Annotated in this window: 20 protein-coding genes and 1 riboswitch; of the genes, 14 read left to right on the top strand and 6 right to left on the bottom strand. The window is 65.1% G+C overall.

Translation table 11 applies throughout. The annotated features are described in order from the left end of the window. From pstA to phoB, 4 genes are read left to right on the top strand one after another with little or no spacing between them, the layout of a single operon-like run. Nucleotides 1-846 (top strand): phosphate ABC transporter permease PstA, encoded by an 846-nt coding sequence (pstA, locus tag ABIB95_RS13870; protein ID WP_063979879.1) that lies wholly within the window; start codon nucleotides 1-3, stop codon nucleotides 844-846. Next, nucleotides 843-1,664, top strand: a complete 822-nt coding sequence (gene pstB, locus ABIB95_RS13875; RefSeq protein WP_063979878.1) for a phosphate ABC transporter ATP-binding protein PstB — start codon at nucleotides 843-845, stop codon at nucleotides 1,662-1,664. The genes pstA and pstB overlap by 4 nt, the downstream gene beginning before the upstream one ends. A gap of 11 nt (nucleotides 1,665-1,675) precedes the next feature. Next, entirely contained in the window at nucleotides 1,676-2,392 is a 717-nt protein-coding gene (gene phoU, locus ABIB95_RS13880; protein ID WP_028148025.1) for a phosphate signaling complex protein PhoU, read from the top strand. A gap of 15 nt (nucleotides 2,393-2,407) precedes the next feature. Continuing rightward, nucleotides 2,408-3,115 (top strand): phosphate regulon transcriptional regulator PhoB, encoded by a 708-nt coding sequence (gene phoB / locus ABIB95_RS13885; RefSeq protein ID WP_014491300.1) that lies wholly within the window; start codon nucleotides 2,408-2,410, stop codon nucleotides 3,113-3,115. 236 nt (nucleotides 3,116-3,351) lie between these two features. Here the strand turns inward: phoB and ABIB95_RS13890 are convergent, their stop codons facing one another. Beyond that, nucleotides 3,352-3,864 (bottom strand): GcrA family cell cycle regulator, encoded by a 513-nt coding sequence (locus ABIB95_RS13890; protein WP_354095540.1) that lies wholly within the window; start codon nucleotides 3,862-3,864, stop codon nucleotides 3,352-3,354. Nucleotides 3,865-4,320: 456 nt separating this feature from the next. Here ABIB95_RS13890 and ABIB95_RS13895 point away from each other — a divergent pair, with 456 nt between their 5' ends. The 3 genes from ABIB95_RS13895 to ABIB95_RS13905 all read left to right on the top strand — a co-directional run bounded on the left by ABIB95_RS13895 (nucleotide 4,321) and on the right by ABIB95_RS13905 (nucleotide 7,757). After that, a complete protein-coding gene (locus ABIB95_RS13895; protein WP_354240036.1) occupies nucleotides 4,321-5,529 on the top strand; it encodes an aspartate aminotransferase family protein in 1,209 nt (402 codons plus the stop codon). After that, nucleotides 5,529-6,452, top strand: coding sequence for an ornithine carbamoyltransferase (gene argF / locus ABIB95_RS13900; RefSeq protein ID WP_014491303.1), 924 nt, complete (start codon nucleotides 5,529-5,531; stop codon nucleotides 6,450-6,452). Before ABIB95_RS13895 ends, argF begins: the two co-directional genes overlap by 1 nt. 297 nt (nucleotides 6,453-6,749) lie before the next feature. Beyond that, nucleotides 6,750-7,757: an Hsp33 family molecular chaperone gene (locus ABIB95_RS13905; RefSeq protein WP_354180394.1), complete on the top strand. Its 1,008-nt coding sequence runs from the start codon at nucleotides 6,750-6,752 to the stop codon at nucleotides 7,755-7,757. 143 nt (nucleotides 7,758-7,900) lie between these two features. Here ABIB95_RS13905 and apaG read toward each other — a convergent pair whose 3' ends face one another. After that, a complete protein-coding gene (apaG, locus tag ABIB95_RS13910; protein WP_014491305.1) occupies nucleotides 7,901-8,293 on the bottom strand; it encodes a Co2+/Mg2+ efflux facilitator ApaG/CorD in 393 nt (130 codons plus the stop codon). 180 nt (nucleotides 8,294-8,473) lie between these two features. Between apaG and ABIB95_RS13915 the strand changes: the two genes are divergently transcribed. From ABIB95_RS13915 to ABIB95_RS13925, 3 genes are read left to right on the top strand one after another with little or no spacing between them, the layout of a single operon-like run. Next, nucleotides 8,474-9,739: an OpgC domain-containing protein gene (locus ABIB95_RS13915; protein WP_354240038.1), complete on the top strand. Its 1,266-nt coding sequence runs from the start codon at nucleotides 8,474-8,476 to the stop codon at nucleotides 9,737-9,739. Next, nucleotides 9,739-10,518, top strand: a complete 780-nt coding sequence (locus tag ABIB95_RS13920; RefSeq protein WP_354240040.1) for an SGNH/GDSL hydrolase family protein — start codon at nucleotides 9,739-9,741, stop codon at nucleotides 10,516-10,518. Before ABIB95_RS13915 ends, ABIB95_RS13920 begins: the two co-directional genes overlap by 1 nt. 12 nt (nucleotides 10,519-10,530) lie before the next feature. Beyond that, nucleotides 10,531-11,520, top strand: coding sequence for an SGNH/GDSL hydrolase family protein (locus ABIB95_RS13925; protein WP_071909137.1), 990 nt, complete (start codon nucleotides 10,531-10,533; stop codon nucleotides 11,518-11,520). Nucleotides 11,521-11,603: 83 nt separating this feature from the next. Here ABIB95_RS13925 and ABIB95_RS13930 read toward each other — a convergent pair whose 3' ends face one another. Continuing rightward, nucleotides 11,604-12,800 (bottom strand): O-succinylhomoserine sulfhydrylase, encoded by a 1,197-nt coding sequence (locus ABIB95_RS13930; RefSeq protein WP_063979873.1) that lies wholly within the window; start codon nucleotides 12,798-12,800, stop codon nucleotides 11,604-11,606. Between the two features lie 71 nt (nucleotides 12,801-12,871). Then, nucleotides 12,872-12,951: riboswitch (SAM riboswitch) on the bottom strand. 80 nt (nucleotides 12,952-13,031) lie between these two features. Here ABIB95_RS13930 and ABIB95_RS13935 point away from each other — a divergent pair. The 4 genes from ABIB95_RS13935 to ABIB95_RS13950 all read left to right on the top strand — a co-directional run bounded on the left by ABIB95_RS13935 (nucleotide 13,032) and on the right by ABIB95_RS13950 (nucleotide 17,510). Beyond that, the gene (locus ABIB95_RS13935; protein ID WP_094183942.1) at nucleotides 13,032-14,168 is read left to right on the top strand and encodes a 2'-deoxycytidine 5'-triphosphate deaminase; all 1,137 of its coding nucleotides are present in this window, start codon (nucleotides 13,032-13,034) and stop codon (nucleotides 14,166-14,168) included. A 169-nt stretch (nucleotides 14,169-14,337) separates the two neighbouring features. Next, nucleotides 14,338-14,745: a PAS domain S-box protein gene (locus ABIB95_RS13940; RefSeq protein ID WP_354240043.1), complete on the top strand. Its 408-nt coding sequence runs from the start codon at nucleotides 14,338-14,340 to the stop codon at nucleotides 14,743-14,745. A gap of 104 nt (nucleotides 14,746-14,849) precedes the next feature. Further along, nucleotides 14,850-15,902, top strand: coding sequence for a hypothetical protein (locus ABIB95_RS13945; RefSeq protein WP_354240045.1), 1,053 nt, complete (start codon nucleotides 14,850-14,852; stop codon nucleotides 15,900-15,902). Nucleotides 15,903-16,064: 162 nt separating this feature from the next. After that, the gene (locus ABIB95_RS13950; protein ID WP_354240047.1) at nucleotides 16,065-17,510 is read left to right on the top strand and encodes an MATE family efflux transporter; all 1,446 of its coding nucleotides are present in this window, start codon (nucleotides 16,065-16,067) and stop codon (nucleotides 17,508-17,510) included. Here ABIB95_RS13950 and ABIB95_RS13955 read toward each other — a convergent pair. From ABIB95_RS13955 to ABIB95_RS13965, 3 genes are all read right to left on the bottom strand, one after another. Then, nucleotides 17,507-17,998 carry a hypothetical protein gene (locus tag ABIB95_RS13955; RefSeq protein ID WP_354240049.1) on the bottom strand — a complete coding sequence of 164 codons (492 nt, stop codon included), beginning with the start codon at nucleotides 17,996-17,998 and terminating at the stop codon, nucleotides 17,507-17,509. The two genes, ABIB95_RS13950 and ABIB95_RS13955, sit on opposite strands and share 4 nt — an antisense overlap. A 100-nt stretch (nucleotides 17,999-18,098) precedes the next feature. Next, the gene (locus ABIB95_RS13960; protein WP_354240050.1) at nucleotides 18,099-18,500 is read right to left on the bottom strand and encodes an SRPBCC family protein; all 402 of its coding nucleotides are present in this window, start codon (nucleotides 18,498-18,500) and stop codon (nucleotides 18,099-18,101) included. 181 nt (nucleotides 18,501-18,681) lie between these two features. Then, nucleotides 18,682-19,041 (bottom strand): VOC family protein, encoded by a 360-nt coding sequence (locus tag ABIB95_RS13965; protein WP_354240052.1) that lies wholly within the window; start codon nucleotides 19,039-19,041, stop codon nucleotides 18,682-18,684. Nucleotides 19,042-19,085: the final 44 nt, after the last annotated feature.

Here is a 19,085-nt window from a genome sequence, read left to right on the forward strand (position 1 = left end):
ATGAACCCGATCTACGCACGCCGCCGCCGCATGGACATCGTCATCCGTGTGCTCTGCCTGGCTGCCGCTGCCTTCGGCGTCACATGGCTCGCGCTGATTCTGATGACGCTGCTCTACAACGGCATTGCCGGCCTGAACCTGGAGCTCTTCGTTGCGGACACGCCGCCTCCGGGCTCGACCGAGGGCGGCCTGCGCAACGCCATCGTGGGTTCGATCATCATGACCGTGCTCGGCGTCGGCATCGGCGCGCCGCTCGGTCTGTTCGCCGGCACCTATCTCGCCGAGTACGGCCGCAACGACCGCCTGACCTCGGTGATCCGCTTCATCAACGACATCCTGCTCTCGGCGCCCTCGATCATCATCGGCCTGTTCATCTATGGTGCGGTGGTGGTGCCGATGCGCGGCTTCTCGGCGATTGCCGGCTGCCTCGCGCTTGCGGTGATCGTCATCCCGGTGGTGCTGCGCACGACCGAGGACATGCTGCTGCTGGTGCCGAACGCACTGCGTGAGGCGGCCTCGGCGCTCGGCCTGCCGCGCTCGCTGGTGATCAAGCGCATCGCCTATCGCGCGGCGCGCTCGGGCCTCATCACCGGCGTGATGCTGGCCACCGCCCGCGTCGCCGGCGAGACCGCGCCGCTGCTCTTCACCGCGCTGTCGAACCAGTTCTTCAGCCTGGGTCTGAACAAGACGATGGCGAACTTGCCGGTCACCATCAACAATTTCGTGCAGAGCCCCTACGCCTACTGGAAGCAGCTCGCCTGGAGCGGCGCGCTGCTCATCACCCTGACCGTTCTTGCCCTGAATATTGGCGCGCGCATTCTGAGCGCCGAGAGGACCGCAAAATGAGTGATCTTTCCGTATCGATGAGCGCGGCCGGTGGTTTGCCCCAAGCGCCGGTGCTGCCCGAAGCTCCGGCCAAGGTGACGGTGCGCAACCTCAATTTCTATTACGGCGAGCACCACGCGCTGAAGAACATCAATCTGGCGCTCGGTACCAACCGCGTCACGGCGTTCATCGGCCCGTCGGGCTGCGGCAAGTCGACCCTGCTGCGCATCTTCAATCGGATGTACGACCTCTATCCGGGCCAGCGCGTCACCGGTCAGCTCATGCTCGACCAGACCAACGTCCTCGACCCCAAGCTGGACCTCAATCTGCTGCGCGCCCGCGTCGGCATGGTGTTCCAGAAGCCGACGCCGTTCCCGATGACGATCTACGAGAACATCGCCTTCGGCATCCGCCTTTACGAGAAGATCTCGAAGTCCGAGATGGACGACCGCGTCGAGAAGGCGCTGCGCGGCGGCGCGCTGTGGAACGAGGTCAAGGACAAGCTCAACGCCTCCGGCCTGTCGCTCTCCGGCGGCCAGCAGCAGCGCCTCTGCATCGCCCGCACGGTCGCGGTGCGGCCCGAGGTGATCTTGTTCGACGAGCCCTGCTCGGCGCTCGACCCGATCTCGACCGCCAAGGTCGAGGAGCTGATCCAGGAACTGTCCGAGAACTACACGATCGCGATCGTCACCCACAACATGCAGCAGGCGGCGCGCGTCTCCGACAAGACCGCCTTCATGTATCTCGGCGAGCTGATCGAGTTCGACGACACCAGCAAGATCTTCACGTCGCCGACCGACCGGCGCACGCAGGATTACATCACCGGCCGGTTCGGCTGAGGAGACGGAACATGGGTTCTGAACATACCGCAAAGGCCTTCGACACCGACCTCCAGGAGCTCACGCGCCTGGTCGCCGAGATGGGCGGCATCGCCGAGCGCATGATCGTCGATTCCGTCGACGCGCTGATCCGCCGCGACGTCGCGCTCGGCCAGCGCGTGGTCACCATCGACACCGAGCTCGACGCGCTCCAGAAGAAGATCGAGGAGCGCGCCGTTCTCACCATCGCGCGCCGCCAGCCGATGGCGGTGGATCTGCGCGAGATCGTCGGCGCCATGCGCGTCGCCACCGATCTCGAGCGGATCGGCGACCTCGCCAAGAACATGGGCAAGCGCGTCGCGGCGCTGGAGACGGATTTCCATCCGCTCAAGCTGTTCCGCGGCCTGGAGCACATGACCGATCTCGTGCAGCAGCAGGTCAAGTCGGTGCTGGACGCCTATGCCGCGCACGATCTGCCGGCGGCGATGGCGGTGTGGAAGGGCGACGAGGAAGTCGACGCCATCTGCACCTCGCTGTTCCGCGAGCTCCTCACCTACATGATGGAGGATCCGCGCAACATCTCGTTCTGCATCCACCTGATGTTCTGCGCCAAGAACATCGAGCGCATCGGTGACCACGCCACCAACATCGCCGAGACCGTGTTCTACATGATCGAGGGCCAGGCGATCACCGACAAGCGGCCGAAGGGCGACATGACGACTTTCGCCACGACGGTCCCGAACACTTAAGGAGCGACGAACACCATGGGCGCACGCATTATGGTGGTTGAGGACGAGGAAGCTCTCACCGAGCTTCTCCGCTACAACCTCGAAGGCGACGGCTATGACGTCGAGACGGTGATGCGCGGCGACGATGCCGACACCCGCCTCAAGGAGCATATCCCCGATTTGATCGTGCTCGACTGGATGCTGCCGGGCCTCTCCGGCATCGAGCTGTGCCGGCGGCTGCGCACCCGGCCCGAGACCAAGCAGCTCCCGATCATCATGCTCACCGCGCGCGGCGAGGAGAGCGAGCGGGTGCGGGGCCTTGCGACCGGCGCCGACGACTACATCGTCAAGCCGTTCTCGGTGCCGGAGCTGCTGGCACGCGTGAAGGGCCTGCTCAGGCGCGCCAGCCCGGAGCGGCTCGCCACCGTGCTCGCCTATGGCGACATCGAGCTCGACCGCGACAAGCGCCGCGTGGCGCGCTCGGGCCGGCCGATCGATCTCGGTCCGACCGAATATCGCCTGCTGGAGTTCTTCCTGGAGCATCCCGGCCGCGTGTTCTCGCGCGAGCAGCTGCTCGACAGCGTCTGGGGCCGTGACATCTACATCGACGAGCGCACCGTCGACGTCCATATCGGCCGCCTGCGCAAGCTGCTCAATCTCGGCCGCGAGCAGGACCCGATCCGCACCGTCCGCGGCGCGGGCTACGCACTGGACGATCGCTTTGCGAAGGCGGAGCAGGCGTAAGCTCGGTGAGCTGCGGCCATCTCTCGGTGTCGTCCCGGACAAGCGTAAGCGCGGGTCCAGGACGCCCACCGCGAGTGATTATTGTGCGAAAAGGTAACTCCGAGTCCCCGTAGCCACATCTTGCGGTGGTTAGGGGGTCCGGATCAGCGCGCGCTTGAGGCGCGCTTGTCCGGGACGACATCGGATTTGCTGAGCCGTCATCGTGTGACGGCTCCTTGTCTGAGCTCAGAACGACTTCAGCGCGGACCCGGCTTCGCCGGCGCGCGCCGGCGCTCGGCCGCGGGCTGATACGCCACGCGCGAGTGCTGGGCGCAGTAGGGCAGGCCGGAGAGCGCCTTGCCGCCGCAGAAGAAGAAATCCGGGCTCGAGGGATCGCCGACCGGCCAGTGGCAGGTCGCCTCGTTCAGCTCCAGCAGCGACAGCCGCTGGCTCATCGGCACGACGTTGTCGTAGGTGACCGGTTCGGCCTCGACCTCGACTTCGAAGGCCTGCGCCAGCGCGGTGTTGCCGCGTGCGATCGGGCGTGTCACCCGCATCATGTGCTGCGCCGGACGCGCCTTGCGCGGCCGCGGCGCTGCCGATGAAGGGCTCTTGGCGCGGCCCGACAGGCCGAGCCGGTGCACTTTGCCGATTACGGCATTGCGGGTCACATTGCCGAGTTCAGCGGCGATCTGGCTGGCCGAAAGTCCGGCCTCCCAGAGCTTTTTCAGCTGCTCGACGCGATCATCCGACCAGGTCAAAACGGTCATTGCACCCTTTCCTTCGCCGGCGCCTGCCATCCTGGCGGCCGCACGGCGAATGCCTAAGCTTCGAAAAACCCGTGCCGCCAGAATCCCTTAAGGCTCGCCGGGCGCACCAGATGCGCCCGAACGCTTACGCCGGTACATGAGGACTTAGAGGATCAGAACTGCTGCACGAGATGTCGTATCTGACAAGCCAAACGCTACAATATGGCGTGACTCACGCGCAAGAGTCCGCCGACTCGCTTCCACATGTTCCGTGGCGGAAATACGCAAAATCGCCACCGCAAGACTACGGATTTTGCGTTTCGCGAGGCTTTCCGGGCGGCATTGACACCGGTTTCACCAGGCATAAGATAGTCACACGTGCCGCCCTTAAAAGGCGGCACGTTTCGTTTTCCGGGCCGGTCAATGGTGCGTTGCGCAATGCACGCTCACACCGTCCGCAACATTCAAGTGATCGTCATGACTAACAGCGCAGCGCCGCATTTGCTCCCCGTTTTCGCCAGGTCCGACCTCGGTTTCGAGCGCGGTGAAGGCTGCTGGCTGATTGCGACCAATGGCGATCGCTATCTCGATTTCACCTCGGGCGTGGCGGTGAATGCGCTCGGCCATGCTCATCCTGCGTTGGTCAAGGCGTTGCAGGAGCAGGCCACCAAACTCTGGCATATGTCGAACCTGTTCCAGAGCCCGGACGGCGAGAAGCTCGCCGCGCGTCTGTGCAACGAAAGCTTCGCGGACTTCGTGTTCTTCTGCAATTCCGGCGCCGAAGCGCTGGAAGGTGTGATCAAGCTCGTCCGCCATCATCACTTCTCCAAGGGTCATCCGGAACGTTACCGCATCATCACCTTCGAAGGCGCCTTCCACGGCCGCACGCTGGCAACGCTCGCCGCGACCGGTTCGGCAAAATATCTCGAAGGGTTTGGCCCGCCGATGGACGGCTTCGACCAGGTCCCGCATGGCGATGTCGAAGCCGTCAAGAAGGCGATCGGTCCGCAGACCGCCGGCATCCTGATCGAGCCGATCCAGGGCGAGGGCGGCGTGCGTTCGGCAACGCCCGCCTTCCTGAGGGCGTTGCGCCAGCTCTGCGATGAGAAGGGCCTGCTGCTCGCGTTCGACGAGGTGCAGACCGGCATGGGCCGCACCGGCGATCTGTTCGCGCATCGCCGCACCGGCGTCACGCCTGACGTGATGTCGCTGGCCAAAGCGCTCGGTGGCGGCTTCCCGATCGGCGCGGTGCTGGCGACCGCGGACGCGGCTGCCGGCATGGGGCCCGGCTCGCACGGTTCGACCTTCGGCGGCAATCCGCTCGCGATCTCGGCTGCCAACGCTGTGCTCGACGTCATGCTCAAGCCCGGCTTCTTCGACCACGTGCAGAAGATGTCGCTGCTGCTCAAGCAGAAGCTCGCCTCCGTGATCGATCGTTATCCTGACATCGTCAGCGAAGTGCGCGGCGAAGGCCTTCTGATCGGCATCAAGGCCGTGGTGCCGTCAGGCGATCTCGGAGCGGCATTGCGCAACGAAAAACTGCTCACGGTCGGCGCCGGCGACAATGTCGTGCGCTTCCTGCCGCCTTTGATCGTCACCGAAGCCGAGATCGAGGACAGCGTCGGGCGGCTCGAGCGCGCCTGCGCCGCGATCTCGTCCAGTCAGACCAAGCGGGCGGCGAGCTGATGAGCAAGTCCCCGAAGCACTTTCTGGATATCAACGAGCTCCCGTTGTCGGAGCTCAAGAGCATGCTCGCGGCCTCCTCCGCCATGAAGGCGAAGCAGAAAGCGCACCAGCCGGTGAAGCCGCTGGAAGGCAAGACGCTGGCGATGATCTTCGAGCGTCCCTCCACGCGCACCCGCGTCTCGTTCGACGTCGCCATGCGCCAGCTCGGCGGCGAGCCCATCATGCTGACCGGCGCCGAGATGCAGCTCGGCCGCGGCGAGACCATCGCCGACACCGCGCGCGTGCTGTCGCGCTATGTCGACGCCATCATGATCCGTATCCTCAATCACGAGGCCCTGCTGGAGCTGGCGGAATATGCGACGGTGCCCGTCATCAACGGCCTGACACGGCGCTCGCACCCTTGCCAGGTGATGGCCGACCTCATGACCTACGAAGAGCATCGCGGCCCGATCGAGGGCAGGACGGTGGCCTGGACCGGCGACGACAACAACGTGCTGGCGTCCTGGGCGCATGCCGCCGAGCGCTTCAAGTTCAAGCTCAATGTCGCGACGCCGCCGGAGCTTGCGCCGAAAAAGGTAATGCGGGACTTCATCAAGGCCACCGGCGCGCCGATCGTGCTCGGCACCGATCCCGAGGCCGCCGTGAAGGGGGCCGACTGCGTCGTCACCGACACATGGGTGTCGATGGGCGACAAGGAAGGCGAGCACCGTCACAACGTGCTCAAGCCCTATCAGGTCAATTCGAAGCTGATGTCGCTGGCCAAGCCCGATGCGCTGTTCATGCACTGCCTGCCCGCCCATCGCGGCGAGGAAGTCACCGACGAAGTGATCGACGGCCCGCAATCGGTCGTGTTCGACGAGGCCGAAAACCGCCTGCATGCGCAGAAGGGCATTCTGGCCTGGTGCTTTGACGCGGTGAAGTAACGAGACGGTGGAGCGGGTGGCCGCGCCGGTGGCCGCATCCACTGCCGTCGTCCCGGACCAGCGCCGCACAGCGGCGCGCCGATCCGGGACCCGTAACCACAGAGATTTGTTTGGCGAGGACTCGGAGTGGTCGTCGCCGGGTACATCGTAATCCTGTGGTTATGGGTCCCGGGCTCGCGCTTTGCGCGCCCCCGGGGCGACCCTGAGTTTGTCGTGCTTTCGTGCGATCTATTCTGCATGCCGGGGAGCGCTCCGCGCCCTCTTCCATTTTCCTCCATCGACCCCAGATAAAGCGCCATGGTTTCCCAATCCCCTGACATGAATACCGGGCCTGAAGGCCCGGTTCGCGCACCATCAGCGGTTCCCATCGATGACGCCGTGCTGCCGTACGAGGTCGACGCACTCGACGTGCGCGGCCGCCTCGTGCGGCTCGGTCCCGCGCTCGACGAGATCCTGACCAAGCACGATTATCCCGCTGCCGTGGGCAAGCTGCTCGGCGAGGCCATCGTGCTGACGACGCTGCTCGGCTCGGCGCTGAAGTTCGAGGGCCGCTTCATCCTCCAGGCCCAGACCGACGGTCCGGTGTCGTTCCTGGTCGTCGACTACATGGCGCCGGATCGCCTCCGCGCCTATGCGCGCTACGATGCCGAGCGCCTCGGCGAGACAAAAGATTCCGGCACGCTCCTCGGTAACGGTCATCTCGCCATGACCATCGACCAGGGTCCCGACATGAGCCGCTACCAGGGTCTGGTCGCGCTCGACGGCGGCAGCCTGGAAGATGCCGCCCACGAATATTTCATGCGCTCCGAGCAGATCCCGACGCGCGTGCGTCTCGCGGTCGGTGAGGAGTGGCGCTCGAACGACGGCGGCAAGCATCGCTGGCGCGCCGGCGGCATGCTGATGCAGTTCCTGCCGAAGGCGCCCGAGCGCGCGCGTCAGGCCGATCTGCATCCCGGCGATGCGCCCGAAGGCGCCGAGGTGCATGCTGTCGCCGAAGACGACGCCTGGGTCGAGGCGCGTTCGCTGGTCGAGACCGTCGAGGACGTCGAGCTGATCGACCCCGAACTCTCCGGCGAGCGGCTGCTGTTCCGCCTGTTCCACGAGCGCGGCGTGCGTGTGTTCAATCCGCTGGTGCTGAAGGCGCAATGCTCCTGCTCGCGCGACGCGGTTGGTGCGATGCTGAAGAGCTTCTCGCCCGACGACCGCGCCGCCATGGTCAAGGACGACAAGGTCGTCGTGACCTGCGAGTTCTGCTCGTCGGTGTACCAGTTCACGCCGCACGAGGCGGGCGTGGAAGACGCGTAGGCGTCGCATCCTCCGTCATTGCGCGCGCAGCGAAGCAATCCAGTCGTAGGGTGGGCAAAGCGCAGCGTGCCCACCATCTTATGCGCCACGTTTGGAATGGTGGGCACGGCGCTTTGCGCCTTTGCCCACCCTACGGCACCGCGCTAATTCAACACCCGCTTGTTGTCCGGGCTGTCCAGCGAGAACGTCGGCACGTCGATCTCGAAGCGTTCGCCGCTTTCGCTGACCATCTGGTAGCGGCCCGTCATGAATCCCGAGGCGGTCGCGAGCGGCACGCCGGAGGTGTATTCGAAGCGCTCGCCGGGAGCCAGGGTCGGCTGCTCGCCGACGACGCCCTCGCCCCTGACCTCCTGCTGGCGGCCGGTGGCGTCGGTGATGATCCAGTGCCGCGTCTTCAGCTGCACGGTTTCGTCGCCGGAATTGGTGATGACGATGGTGTAGGACCAGAAATAGCGGGAGCGGTCAGCCGACGACTGCTCCGGAACAAAGTTCGGCTCGACGGTCACTTCGATCTGGCGGGTCACAGCGCGATACATGGCGGCCATCATAACGAAAACCCGGCCGGGAACCAACGCCCGCAGGCGGTTTTGGTGACATCGTGCCGCCAGAATTGCCGAGGAAGTAGACCCAATGTGATCCGGCCGCTTTGCGAGACGACGGCCGGACCTGTACACTCCATGACACGTCGCGATTTGCGGAAGGGTTTCGAACCCCCGATGACCATTGCCGACCAAGTGACGGGATCGACGATCGCGGGAACCGGCAAGCCTGCGGAGGCCAGACCTGCGGAGGCGAAGCTGCGCTCCGCCGCGCCGGCCATCACGCTGCCCGCCACCGGCGAGCGCGAACTCCGGCTCGACCTGTTCCGCGGGCTCGCGCTGTGGCTGATCTTCGTCGACCATCTGCCGCCGAGCCTTTTGACCTGGTTCACGATCCGCAATTACGGCTTCAGCGACGCCACCGAGATCTTCATCTTCATCTCCGGCTATACCGCGGCGTTCGTCTACGGTCGTGCCATGCTCGAAAGCGGCTTCGTCGTCGCCACCGCGCGCATCCTGCGGCGCGTCTGGCAGATCTATGTCGCCCACGTCTTTCTGTTCACGATCTTCCTCGCCGAAATCTCCTACGTTGCGACCAGGTTCGAGAACCCGCTCTACACCGAAGAGATGGGCATCATGGATTTCCTCAAGCAGCCCGACGTCACGATCGTGCAGGCGCTGCTGCTGCGCTTTCGTCCGGTCAACATGGACGTGCTGCCGCTCTATATCGTGCTGATGCTGGCGCTGCCCTTGATCTTGTGGCTGATGAAATGGCGGCCCGACGTGACGCTCGGCCTCTCGGTTCTGCTCTACGCGGTGACCTGGGAATACGACCTGTATCTGTCGGCCTATCCGAACGGCTTCTGGGCGTTCAATCCCTTCGCCTGGCAGTTGCTTTTCGTATTCGGTGCATGGTGTGCGCTCGGAGGTGCGCGACGCATGTCGCGCATCCTGGCGTCCCGCGTCACGATGTGGATATCGATCGCCTATCTCGTCGCGGCGTTCTACGTGACGCTGACCTGGTATGTGCCGCAGCTCTCCCACTTCATGCCGAGGCGGCTCGAGCAGTGGATGTATCCGATCGACAAGGCCGATCTCGACGTGCTGCGCTTCACGCATTTCCTGGCGTTCGCCGCGCTCACCGTTCGCTTCCTGCCCCGGGAATGGCCGGGCCTGAAATCGCCCTGGCTGCGGCCGCTGATCCTCTGCGGCCAGCATTCCCTGGAGATCTTTTGTCTCGGCGTCTTCCTCGCCTTCGCCGGCCATTTCATCCTGGCCGAAGTCTCCGGCGGCGCAGCCATGCATGCGCTGATTAGTCTCTCCGGAATCCTGATCATGTGGGGCGTTGCCTGGGTGATTTCGTGGTACAAGCGCGTGGCTGACAAGAGCGGTGCGAAAACCAAAAACGCCGTCGGCAACGCCGATCTGGCGGGAGGGGGCTGATGAAGGCGAAGGTTCTCCTGAGCCTGGTCCTGCTGTGCGGTAACCTCGCCGCGCCCCTGGCGCGCGCGGGCGAAGCCGTGCCGGCTGGTCCGGCCGCGCCCCCAGCCTGCGAATTGCCATCCTATCTGCTCACCACTGAAAGCCAGCTTCCCCGGGTCGCCGATGCCATCAAGGCCGGCAAACCGCTGGAAATCCTCGTCATCGGCAGCCGTTCGACCACGATTCCGGCCTCAGAGGACAGCTCCTATCCGGCGCGCATGCAGGCCATCCTGCAGGACAGGCTGCTGCCGTCGGAGACCGTGCACGTCTCCGTAGAAATACAGAGCAAGAAGACGGCCGAGGAGGCGGCCGCGACCTTCGTTAAGCTGATGGAAGCAAAAAGGCCTACTTTGGTCATCTGGCAGACCGGGACTGTGGATGCTATCCGAGCGATTGATCCCGATGATTTTCGCGGGGCGGTGACCGAAGGGGTTTCCGCGCTGCAAAAAGCAGGGGCTGACGTCGTGTTGATGAACTTGCAGTACAGCCCGCGTACCGAAACCATGATCTCGGTGCCGCCCTATCTCGACAATATGCGGGTGGTGGCGCAGGAGCATGACATCCCGCTGTTCGACCGTTTCGCGATCATGCGGCAGTGGAATGATCAGGGTCAGTTCGACCTGTTCAGCCCGTCCCGCGGGCCAGAGCTGGCGAAACAGGTCCATGACTGCCTTGGCCGGGCGTTGGCACAGTTTGTGATCGACGCAGCCCATCTGGGGCCGGCCCAGCAGCAAAATTGAGGTCTAGCGTTAATGAGTTCTCTCCGCCCTTTTTGGTTGACAGCATGGCTGGCTGCGCCCGCGGCGGCTCTGCTGCTCCTGACGCCGGTGTCGCTGGCACCAGTGCAGGCGCAGGCCACGCAGGCAACGCCCGCGCCGCAGCAGGCCGCTAGTCCGGCTTCCGCTTCGCCCTCCCAGACCACCGTCGCCGCGACATCCCACGAGCAGCGCGGCGTGACCGCCCGCGCCATCGACAAGGTGAAGCAGGTCGCGAAATCCGCCGGGGACATTTTCAGCCGCGTGCCGTGCCTCACGCCGAAGGGTGGCTCGAAGGCGATGGGCTCGCTGCCGCATGTTGCGGGCAAGCTCGTCGCCGGCAAACCCGTCGTGATCGTTGCGTTCGGCTCGTCGTCGACGGCAGGCTATGGCGCGAGCTCGCCCGATTTCAACTATCCGAACCGTCTCGCCGCGCAGCTCCGCCGGCAATATCCGACCGCCGACATCACCGTCATCAATGCCGGCGTCGGCGGCGAGGACGCGCCCGAGATGATGAAGCGCCTCCAGAAGGAGGTGATCGACGTGCATCCGGATCTCGTGATCTGGCAGGTCGGCACCAATGCGGTGCTGCGCAATCTCGATCCCGGTGACACCGCCAAGATGGTCGAGGACGGCATCTCCCGCATCCAGGCCGCTGGCGGCGCCGACATCGTGCTGGTCGATCCGCAATATTCGCCAGCCGTCAACCAGCGCAAGGAGAGCGCCGGCAAGATGGTGCACCTGCTCGGCAAGGTCGCCGAGCTCCGTCACGTCGGCATCTTCCCCCGCTTCGAGGTGATGCGCGACTGGCACGAGAATCAATCGATCCCGGTCGAGAGTTTCGTGATCGCCGACGGCCTGCACATGAACGATTGGGGCTATGCCTGCTTCGCGCAGATCCTCGGCGACGACATCATCCGCTCCGTCGGTCAGATCAAGCTCGGCGTCAACGTGCCCGCGGACGTGCGAACGTATCGGCCGATGTAGGCTCGGTGCCGTAGGGTGGGTTAGCTCGCGGCTGCGCGAAGCGCAGTCCGCTAGCTAATCGACCCTACGAGAGCCCAATCGCCTCACGCCTTCTCCAGCGCCGCGGTCAGATCCTCGATCAGATCATCCACATGCTCGAGCCCCGCCGAGAAGCGGATGAAGCCCTCGCTGATGCCGAGCGCGGCGCGGTCTTCCGGCTTGAGGCGCTGATGCGTCGTGGTCGCCGGATGCGTGACGAGGCTCTTGGCATCGCCGAGATTGTTCGAGATTTTTGCAAGCTTGAGCTCGTTGAGCACACGGAACGCACCCTGCTTGCCGCCCTTGACCTCGAAGCCGACCAGCGTCGAGCCGCCGCGCATCTGCTTCTTCACGAGAGCTGCCTGCGGATGATCGGCGCGGCCGGGATAGACCAGCCGCGAAATCTTCGGATGGCTCGCCAGCACGTCGGCGATGCGTCCCGCCGTCTCGGTCTGCGCGCGCACGCGTACGCCGAGCGTTTCCAGGCCCTTGAGCAGGACCCACGCGTTGAACGGCGAGATCGACGGGCCGGTCTGGCGCATGAAATTGTGGATGTGCTCGGCGATGAACGCTTCAGACGACAGGATGATCCCGCCGAGACAACGGCCCTGGCCGTCGATGTGCTTGGTCGCGGAATAGACCACGACGTCGGCCCCTAGCGCGAGCGGGCTCTGCCAGATCGGCGTCGCGAACACGTTGTCGACGACGAGCCGCGCGCCGCCGCTGTGCGCGATCTCGGCGATCCCTGGAATGTCGAGCACGTCGAGCGTCGGGTTGGTCGGGCTCTCCAGGAAAAACGTCTTGGTGTTCGGCCGCAAGGCGCGCTGCCACTGGTCGAGATCGGCTCCGTCGACCAACGTCGTCTCGATGCCGTAGCGCGGCAACAGATCCTGGATGACGTAGAGACAGGAGCCGAACAGGGCGCGCGAGGCCACCACGTGATCGCCGGCCTTCAGCGGCGCCAGGATCGCGGTCGTCACCGCGGCCATGCCGGTCGCGGCCGAACGCGCGGCTTCGGCGCCTTCGAGCTCGATCATGCGGCGCTCGAACATCGAGATGGTCGGGTTGGAATAGCGCGAATAGATGAAGCCGGGGTCCTCACCCTTGAACCGCGCCTCGCACTCCTCGGCGCTGTTGTAGACGTAGCCCTGGGTCAGGAACAGCGCCTCCGACGTCTCGCCATATTGCGAGCGCAGGGTGCCGGAATGGACCAGGCGGGTTTCAGGACGGTATTGCGTGGTGGACGCCGGGGACTTCGACATAGGACCTCCTCTGCGTGACCATCGAAAATGGTCACAAAAAAACCGGCCTGGATAACTTCCACGGGCCGGGATCACAGAGGTCCCCGGCCTGTTTAGCGACTTATTTAACGTGGCTGCAAGCCGGCCGGCTCAAATCACCACGGGATAAGTGATGCTCATATTCCGCAATGGCCTTTCCGTCAAGGCGTCCATCGGATAGCCGTAAAAGGCTGCTATTTCCCGCATGTCCGGATGCATTTGACCCCTGACGAGGACCCCCGGTTGAGCTTCACGGTTGCCGCCGACGCCAATGGTATCCTGCCCGACCGCATGATCGCGGCGATGGCGAAGGCGGGCCTCATCCTGCCCGCTTATGACTTCGTCGAAAGCCAGATCCAGCCGGCGAGCCTCGACCTTCGCCTCGGCGACATCGCCTATCGCGTTCGCGCCAGCTTCCTGCCGGGTCCCGGCGCGACCGTCGCCGAGCGCATCGACGAGTTGAAGCTGCACGAGTTCAGCCTCGCCGATGGCGCGGTGCTGGAGACCAACTGCGTCTACATCGTGCCGCTCCTGGAAAGCCTGGCGCTGCCGCCGGAGATCGTCGCCGCCGCCAACCCGAAAAGCTCGACCGGCCGGCTCGATGTCTTCACCCGTGTCATCGCCGACGGCACCCGACGCTTCGACATGATCGGCGCCGGCTATCACGGCCCGCTCTACGCCGAGATCAGCCCGAAGACGTTTCCGGTGCTGGTCAGCGAGGGCTCGCGCCTGAGCCAGGTGCGCTTCCGCACCGGAGATGCCATCCTCAACATCGACGAGCTCGAGGCGCTGCATGCGACCGAGCGTCTCGTCGATCTCGACGATGCCGATCTCACCGGCGGCGTCGCCGTCTCCGTCGACCTCTCCGGCGAGAAGGCCAACGGCTTCGTCGGCTATCGCGCCAAGCGCCACACCGGCGTCGTCGACGTCGACCGCCGCTCCGGCTATGCGGTGGAGGATTTCTGGGAGCCGATCTCGGCGCGTCCCGACGGCAGCCTGATCCTCGACCCCGGCGAGTTCTACATCCTCGCCTCCAAGGAAGCCGTGCAGGTGCCGCCCGATTACGCCGCGGAGATGGTGCCGTTCGATCCCCTGGTCGGCGAGTTCCGCGTGCACTATGCCGGCTTCTTCGATCCCGGCTTCGGCTACGCCGGCGCTGGCGGGCAGGGATCGCGCGCCGTGCTCGAAGTGCGCTCGCGCGAGGTGCCGTTCATCCTCGAGCACGGCCAGATCGTCGGCCGTCTCGTCTATGAGAAGATGCTGGCGCGCCCCGACGCGATGTACGGCCAGCGCATCGGCTCGAACTACCAGGCGCAGGGGCTCAAACTATCGAAGCATTTTCGGGTGTAGCTACACACCCTACTGTCATGCCCCGGCTTGACCGGGGCATCCAGTACGCCGCAGCCTATCGGCATCTAACAACAGATGCCTCTGGAATACTGGATCGCCCGATCCGGGCGATGACACCGAATGTGTGTCAGGATGCGAAGCGAAATCCAGCTACGTGCGAGGCGGTGAGATGACAGATCAACTCGACGCAAGAATCCTCGAAGGCGTCGCGGACGCGCTGATCTATTCGGATCGAGCCGGCACGATCACACGCTGGAATCGCGCATCAACCACGCTGTTCGGCTTCTCGGCGGACGAGGCGCTCGGCCAGAACCTCGATCTGATCATTCCCGAACATCTGCGTGCCGCGCACTGGAAGGGCTTTGAAGCTGCGCTTGCCACCGGGGCGATGAAGCTTGCGGGCAAGCCGACGCTGACCCGCGCGCTGCACAAAAGCGGACGCAAGCTCTATATCGAGATGACCTTCGCGCTGGTGCGCGATGCCGGTGGTGCCGTGGTCGGATCGGTCGCGATGGCGCGCGACGTCACCGAACGCGTCGAGCGCGAGCGCGCGGCCAGGCTTGCGCAAAATTCGTGATGCGGAATTGACGGGCTGGCGTGCAGGGCGCTCTGCCTGAGCGTCAGGTTGCCTCGCACCGGTCGCGGTGACACACTCGATCAAAACAACGATCGGGAGTGAACATGACCGCCGCAACAGACGCAGCACAAGAAGCGCAATGGAAGCGCTGGCGTGCGGTCGCCGACCTCTATCACGCTTATTTCACCGGCCTCATCCTCACCGTCGTCACGCGGCGCGGCACTGCGGATGCCGCCGAATTCGTCTTCCGCGTGTTTCGCCGCCAGCAGCAGGAGCGCTTCCTGCCGGGGCTCGAAAAGCTCGGTCTCAATCATCTGCCGCCGGCGGTGGCCGCCGCGCAATATCATTATCTCTCCAACTGGATCGGCGGCGTGCATGTCGAGTACATGTATGAGAGCGATCGCAAAGCCTGGATCCGCTATCCGCCGCCGCGCTGGATCTGGAAGGGCACCGCGATCTGCGGCGTGCCGGGCGAGGTCTCGCGCGCGATGCTGCGCGGCTGGCACGCCAACAATGGCGTCGCGCTCGGCGATACCAGGCTCGGCTTCGTCTGCACCAAGCAGAGCGTCGACGGTCAGGACGGACTCGAAGGCTATTATTATCAGTACGACCACCAGCTCGGGCTGGATCAGCGCCTGGTGTTCGCGCGCCATCTGGAAGCGCCGTTGTTCGACGCTAAGACCGCGCCTGCCTTGCCCGTCGCGAGCTGGCCGAAGCCGCGGCTGGAAAAAGCCTACCGCAACTACGCGATGGAATATGTGCGCACCGCCGCGCCCGTCATGGTGCAATTGTTCGGCCCGGAAGACGCCGGCTATCTCCTGCACCTCACCGGCAAGCTGATCGGGATGCAGTATTTTGACGAGGTCGCGGCGGCGCTGTCTATGCGCCGCGATGGCGCCAGCGAGTTCGCAGCGTTCCTGAATGCGCTGTTTGCGGCGCAGGATGACTCCGTCGAGACGACGGCATCAGAAGGCACGTTTGAATTTCGCCAGCAGAGCTGGAAGCTGATGGATGACGTCGCCGACTATCATCGCGCCTGCACCAAAGTGCTGGAAGGGTTGTTCGAGGGGCTCGCTGCCGGATGCGGGCGGCACATCGGCGTGCACCTGCGCCCGACAGCGGGCGGTCGGCCGCCGCTGGTGTGGACCATTGAGTAATTCCACCACTTGAAATGCGCTGCCGCAGGGCACGCCTGCATCCGGCGCAGGAGGAATCGGCAATTGCCGTGCTAAGCCTGTCGCCGCGCCTTCCGCGCGAAGAAATTTATTGGCACACCTACGCATTGCCGCGCCGCGAATGGCCTGCGCCCGGGAGAGGACATGTCCGACATCGCCGAAATCCCGGTCGATGAACAAGAGCGTCCGTTGCCGCCGCCTCCGCGGCCGGTACGAAGCGCGCTGACGGACGGGCCGATTCTGCGCACGCTGCTCGGCCTCGCCTGGCCGAACGTGGTCGCGCTGTCGGCCGGCACCTGTGTGGTGATCGCGGAGACCTCCTATATCGGTCGGCTCGGCGTCGAAGCGCTGGCGGCAATGGCGCTGGTGTTTCCGACAGTGATCCTGACCATGACGATGTCCGGCGGGGCCATGGGCGGCGCCGTGGCGTCGGCCATCGCGCGGGCGCTCGGCGCAGGCGATCGCGAGCGCGCCGGCACTCTCGCCGCACATGCGCTCTTGATCGGCATCACCTTCGGCCTCGTCTTCATGCTGGGCATGCTGATCTTCGGGCCCAAGGTGCTGGAGATGCTCGGCGGACGCGGGGATGTGCTGACGCATGCGGTCGCCTACACACAGGTGTTTTTTGGCGGGGCCGTGCTGCCGTGGCTGCTCAACACCATGGCCGGCGTGTTGCGCGGCACCGGCAACATGAAGCTGCCCTCGCTGTTGATGCTGAATTCCGCGGTCATGCAGGTCGTGCTTGGCGGCACGCTGGGCCTCGGGCTCGGGCCCGTGCCGCAGTTCGGCATGCGCGGCGTCGCGGCCGGCTCGCTGATCGCCTATTCCATGAACATCTGTGTGATGGGCTGGTACCTGTTCTCCGGCCGCGCCCGAATCGTACCGAAACTGCGCGGGCTGCGCGTTCAGTGGGCGATGTTCTTCGATATCCTGAAGGTCGGCGCCATCGCCTGCTTCTCGCCGCTGCAATCGGTGCTGACGATCTCGATCTTCACCCACATGCTGGCAAAGTTCGGCACTGCGATCCTCGCCGGCTACGGCATCGGCGCGCGGCTGGAATTTTTGCTGACCTCGATCGCGTTCTCGTTCGGCATCGCTTCGGTGCCGATGATCGGCATGGCGATCGGCGCGGTGCGCATCGCGCGCGCCCGGCGCATCGCCTGGATCGCCGGTGCGAGCGCGTTCGTCGCCGTCGGCGCGCCGGCGTGCCTCGTCGCGCTGTTCCCAGATCTCTGGGTCAACATCTTCACCGACAGCGCCACCGTGCGCGCGACCAGCCATGAATATCTGTCGACGGTGGCGCCGTTCTACGCCTTCATCGGGCTCGCCTCGACAATGTATTTCTCGTCGCAGGGCGCGGCCAAGGTGATCGGGCCGGTGCTGGCGCAGACCGCGCGCCTGATCTACATCGCGGCGATCGGCTGGTGGCTGTCGACGCACGACGCCACCGCGCAGAGCTTCTTCTGGCTGGCCGCCAGCTCGATGGTCGTGCTCGGCCTGCTCTCGTGCTCCAGCGTGGTGCTGACACGCTGGGGGCCGCGCGAGACGAAACCTGCGATCAGGCCTGCGCTTTCGGGCGTTGCAGACTAGCGGTGTCTGTGGCGGCGATGGCCGCCACCGCCGCCGACATTGGCGAGCCGCATCAATTGCGGGATCATCGCCATCATGTCGCCGCCGCCGGAACCACCCAGCATGCCCATGATGTCGCCGCCACCCGTGCCGACCATTCCGGTCGGCATGTAGCCGCCACCGCCAATCGGCGAGTAGCCGCCGTAATTGGGCGCGCCGAAGCCACCGCCGAAATTGCCGCCGCCGCCCCCCATCATGCCGCCGAGCCCGCCGCCGCCGTTCTCCATCATGCGGCTCATCATCGGACCCATGGTCTGCATCAGCATGGCGAAGCGGCGCTTGCCCATCTTCGCCTTCATCATCTCCAGCATCGGCGCCATCTGGGTCATCATGTCCTCGCCGCCGGCGCCTCCACCGCCGAGGAACTGCGCCTTTGCCGGCGCGCTCGAGATCGAAAACAGCAGCAGCACGGCGGCTGCCTGGCAGATCACCTTGTCCGCACCTCTCATGGCCTGCTCCTCGCGTGCGTGGCTCCGCCGGGAGAGCGGAGCCAACCGGACGCACGCGGCCATGGTTAGGGCCGGCGAGGGCAGGGCTCTGTGAGAGAGATCACGCAGCCACGGCCGGGAACGCCCGGTGTATCGCGGCGACGGCGTCCCTGGTCTGCCCCTGGACGTAAGCCGCAAGCTCGTTCGGCAGCATGTCGATGATCCAGACAAGGCGGCAGCTCGCCTCGCCCTCGGCGATCACCTGCACCGAGGCGCTGTAATGCCTGAGCCGCTCGTTGTTGATGGCGTAGACCAGCCGCCGCCGCGCATCGTCGCAATCGACCAGCACCTCGCGCGCCACTGATCCATTGGCGAAGGTGACGATGCGTGCATCGCCGTCGAGCGTGCAGGCGGTGACGAAGCCCGGCGCCAGCCGCTGAGGCAGCGCGCCGAAATCGCGTACGGCGTCCCAGACGTCGCGGGCGGGAACGGGGAGGAAAATGTCGTTGTGGATGGAGGCCATGGTAGATTCCTATAATGTGGAGAGACGAGCGATAGGGCCATCATCTCAGGTGTCATCGCCCGACTTGGTCGGGCGATCCAGTATTCCAGAGGCCGCTGTGATTGAATCGAGAAGCCGCGGCGTACTGGATGCCCCGGTCAAGCCGGGGCATGACAGCGTGTGAGGCGATGGCGGCCGACGCTCACACGCAAACCGCCTCGATGTTGTTGCCATCGGGATCAATCAGGAACGCCGCGTAGTAGGTCGGGCTGTAGTCCTTGCGCGGGCCGGCGCCGCCATTGTCGCGGCCGCCGCTCTTCAGGCCCTCGCTGTGGAATGCCTTGACCGCGTCATGATCCTTGGCGCGAAACGCGATATGCGCGCCGTCGGCCTTGCGTCCCTTGTTCAGGTGCAGCCAGAGCGCCGGCTCGCCCTTCGGCCCGAAGCCCGCATAGTCGTCGCCGCTCGAGCACAGGGCGTAGCCGAGCGGCGCCAGCACCGCGGTGTAGAAGCGCGTGGCGGCGTCGAGGTCGGCAACACGCAGTCCGATGTGGTCGTACATGATCGTCTCCATTGCAAAGCGCGCCGCAACTGGCGCGCGCCGGA

This window comes from Bradyrhizobium sp. LA2.1 (assembly GCF_040547725.1).
GTDB lineage: Bacteria > Pseudomonadota > Alphaproteobacteria > Rhizobiales > Xanthobacteraceae > Bradyrhizobium > Bradyrhizobium barranii.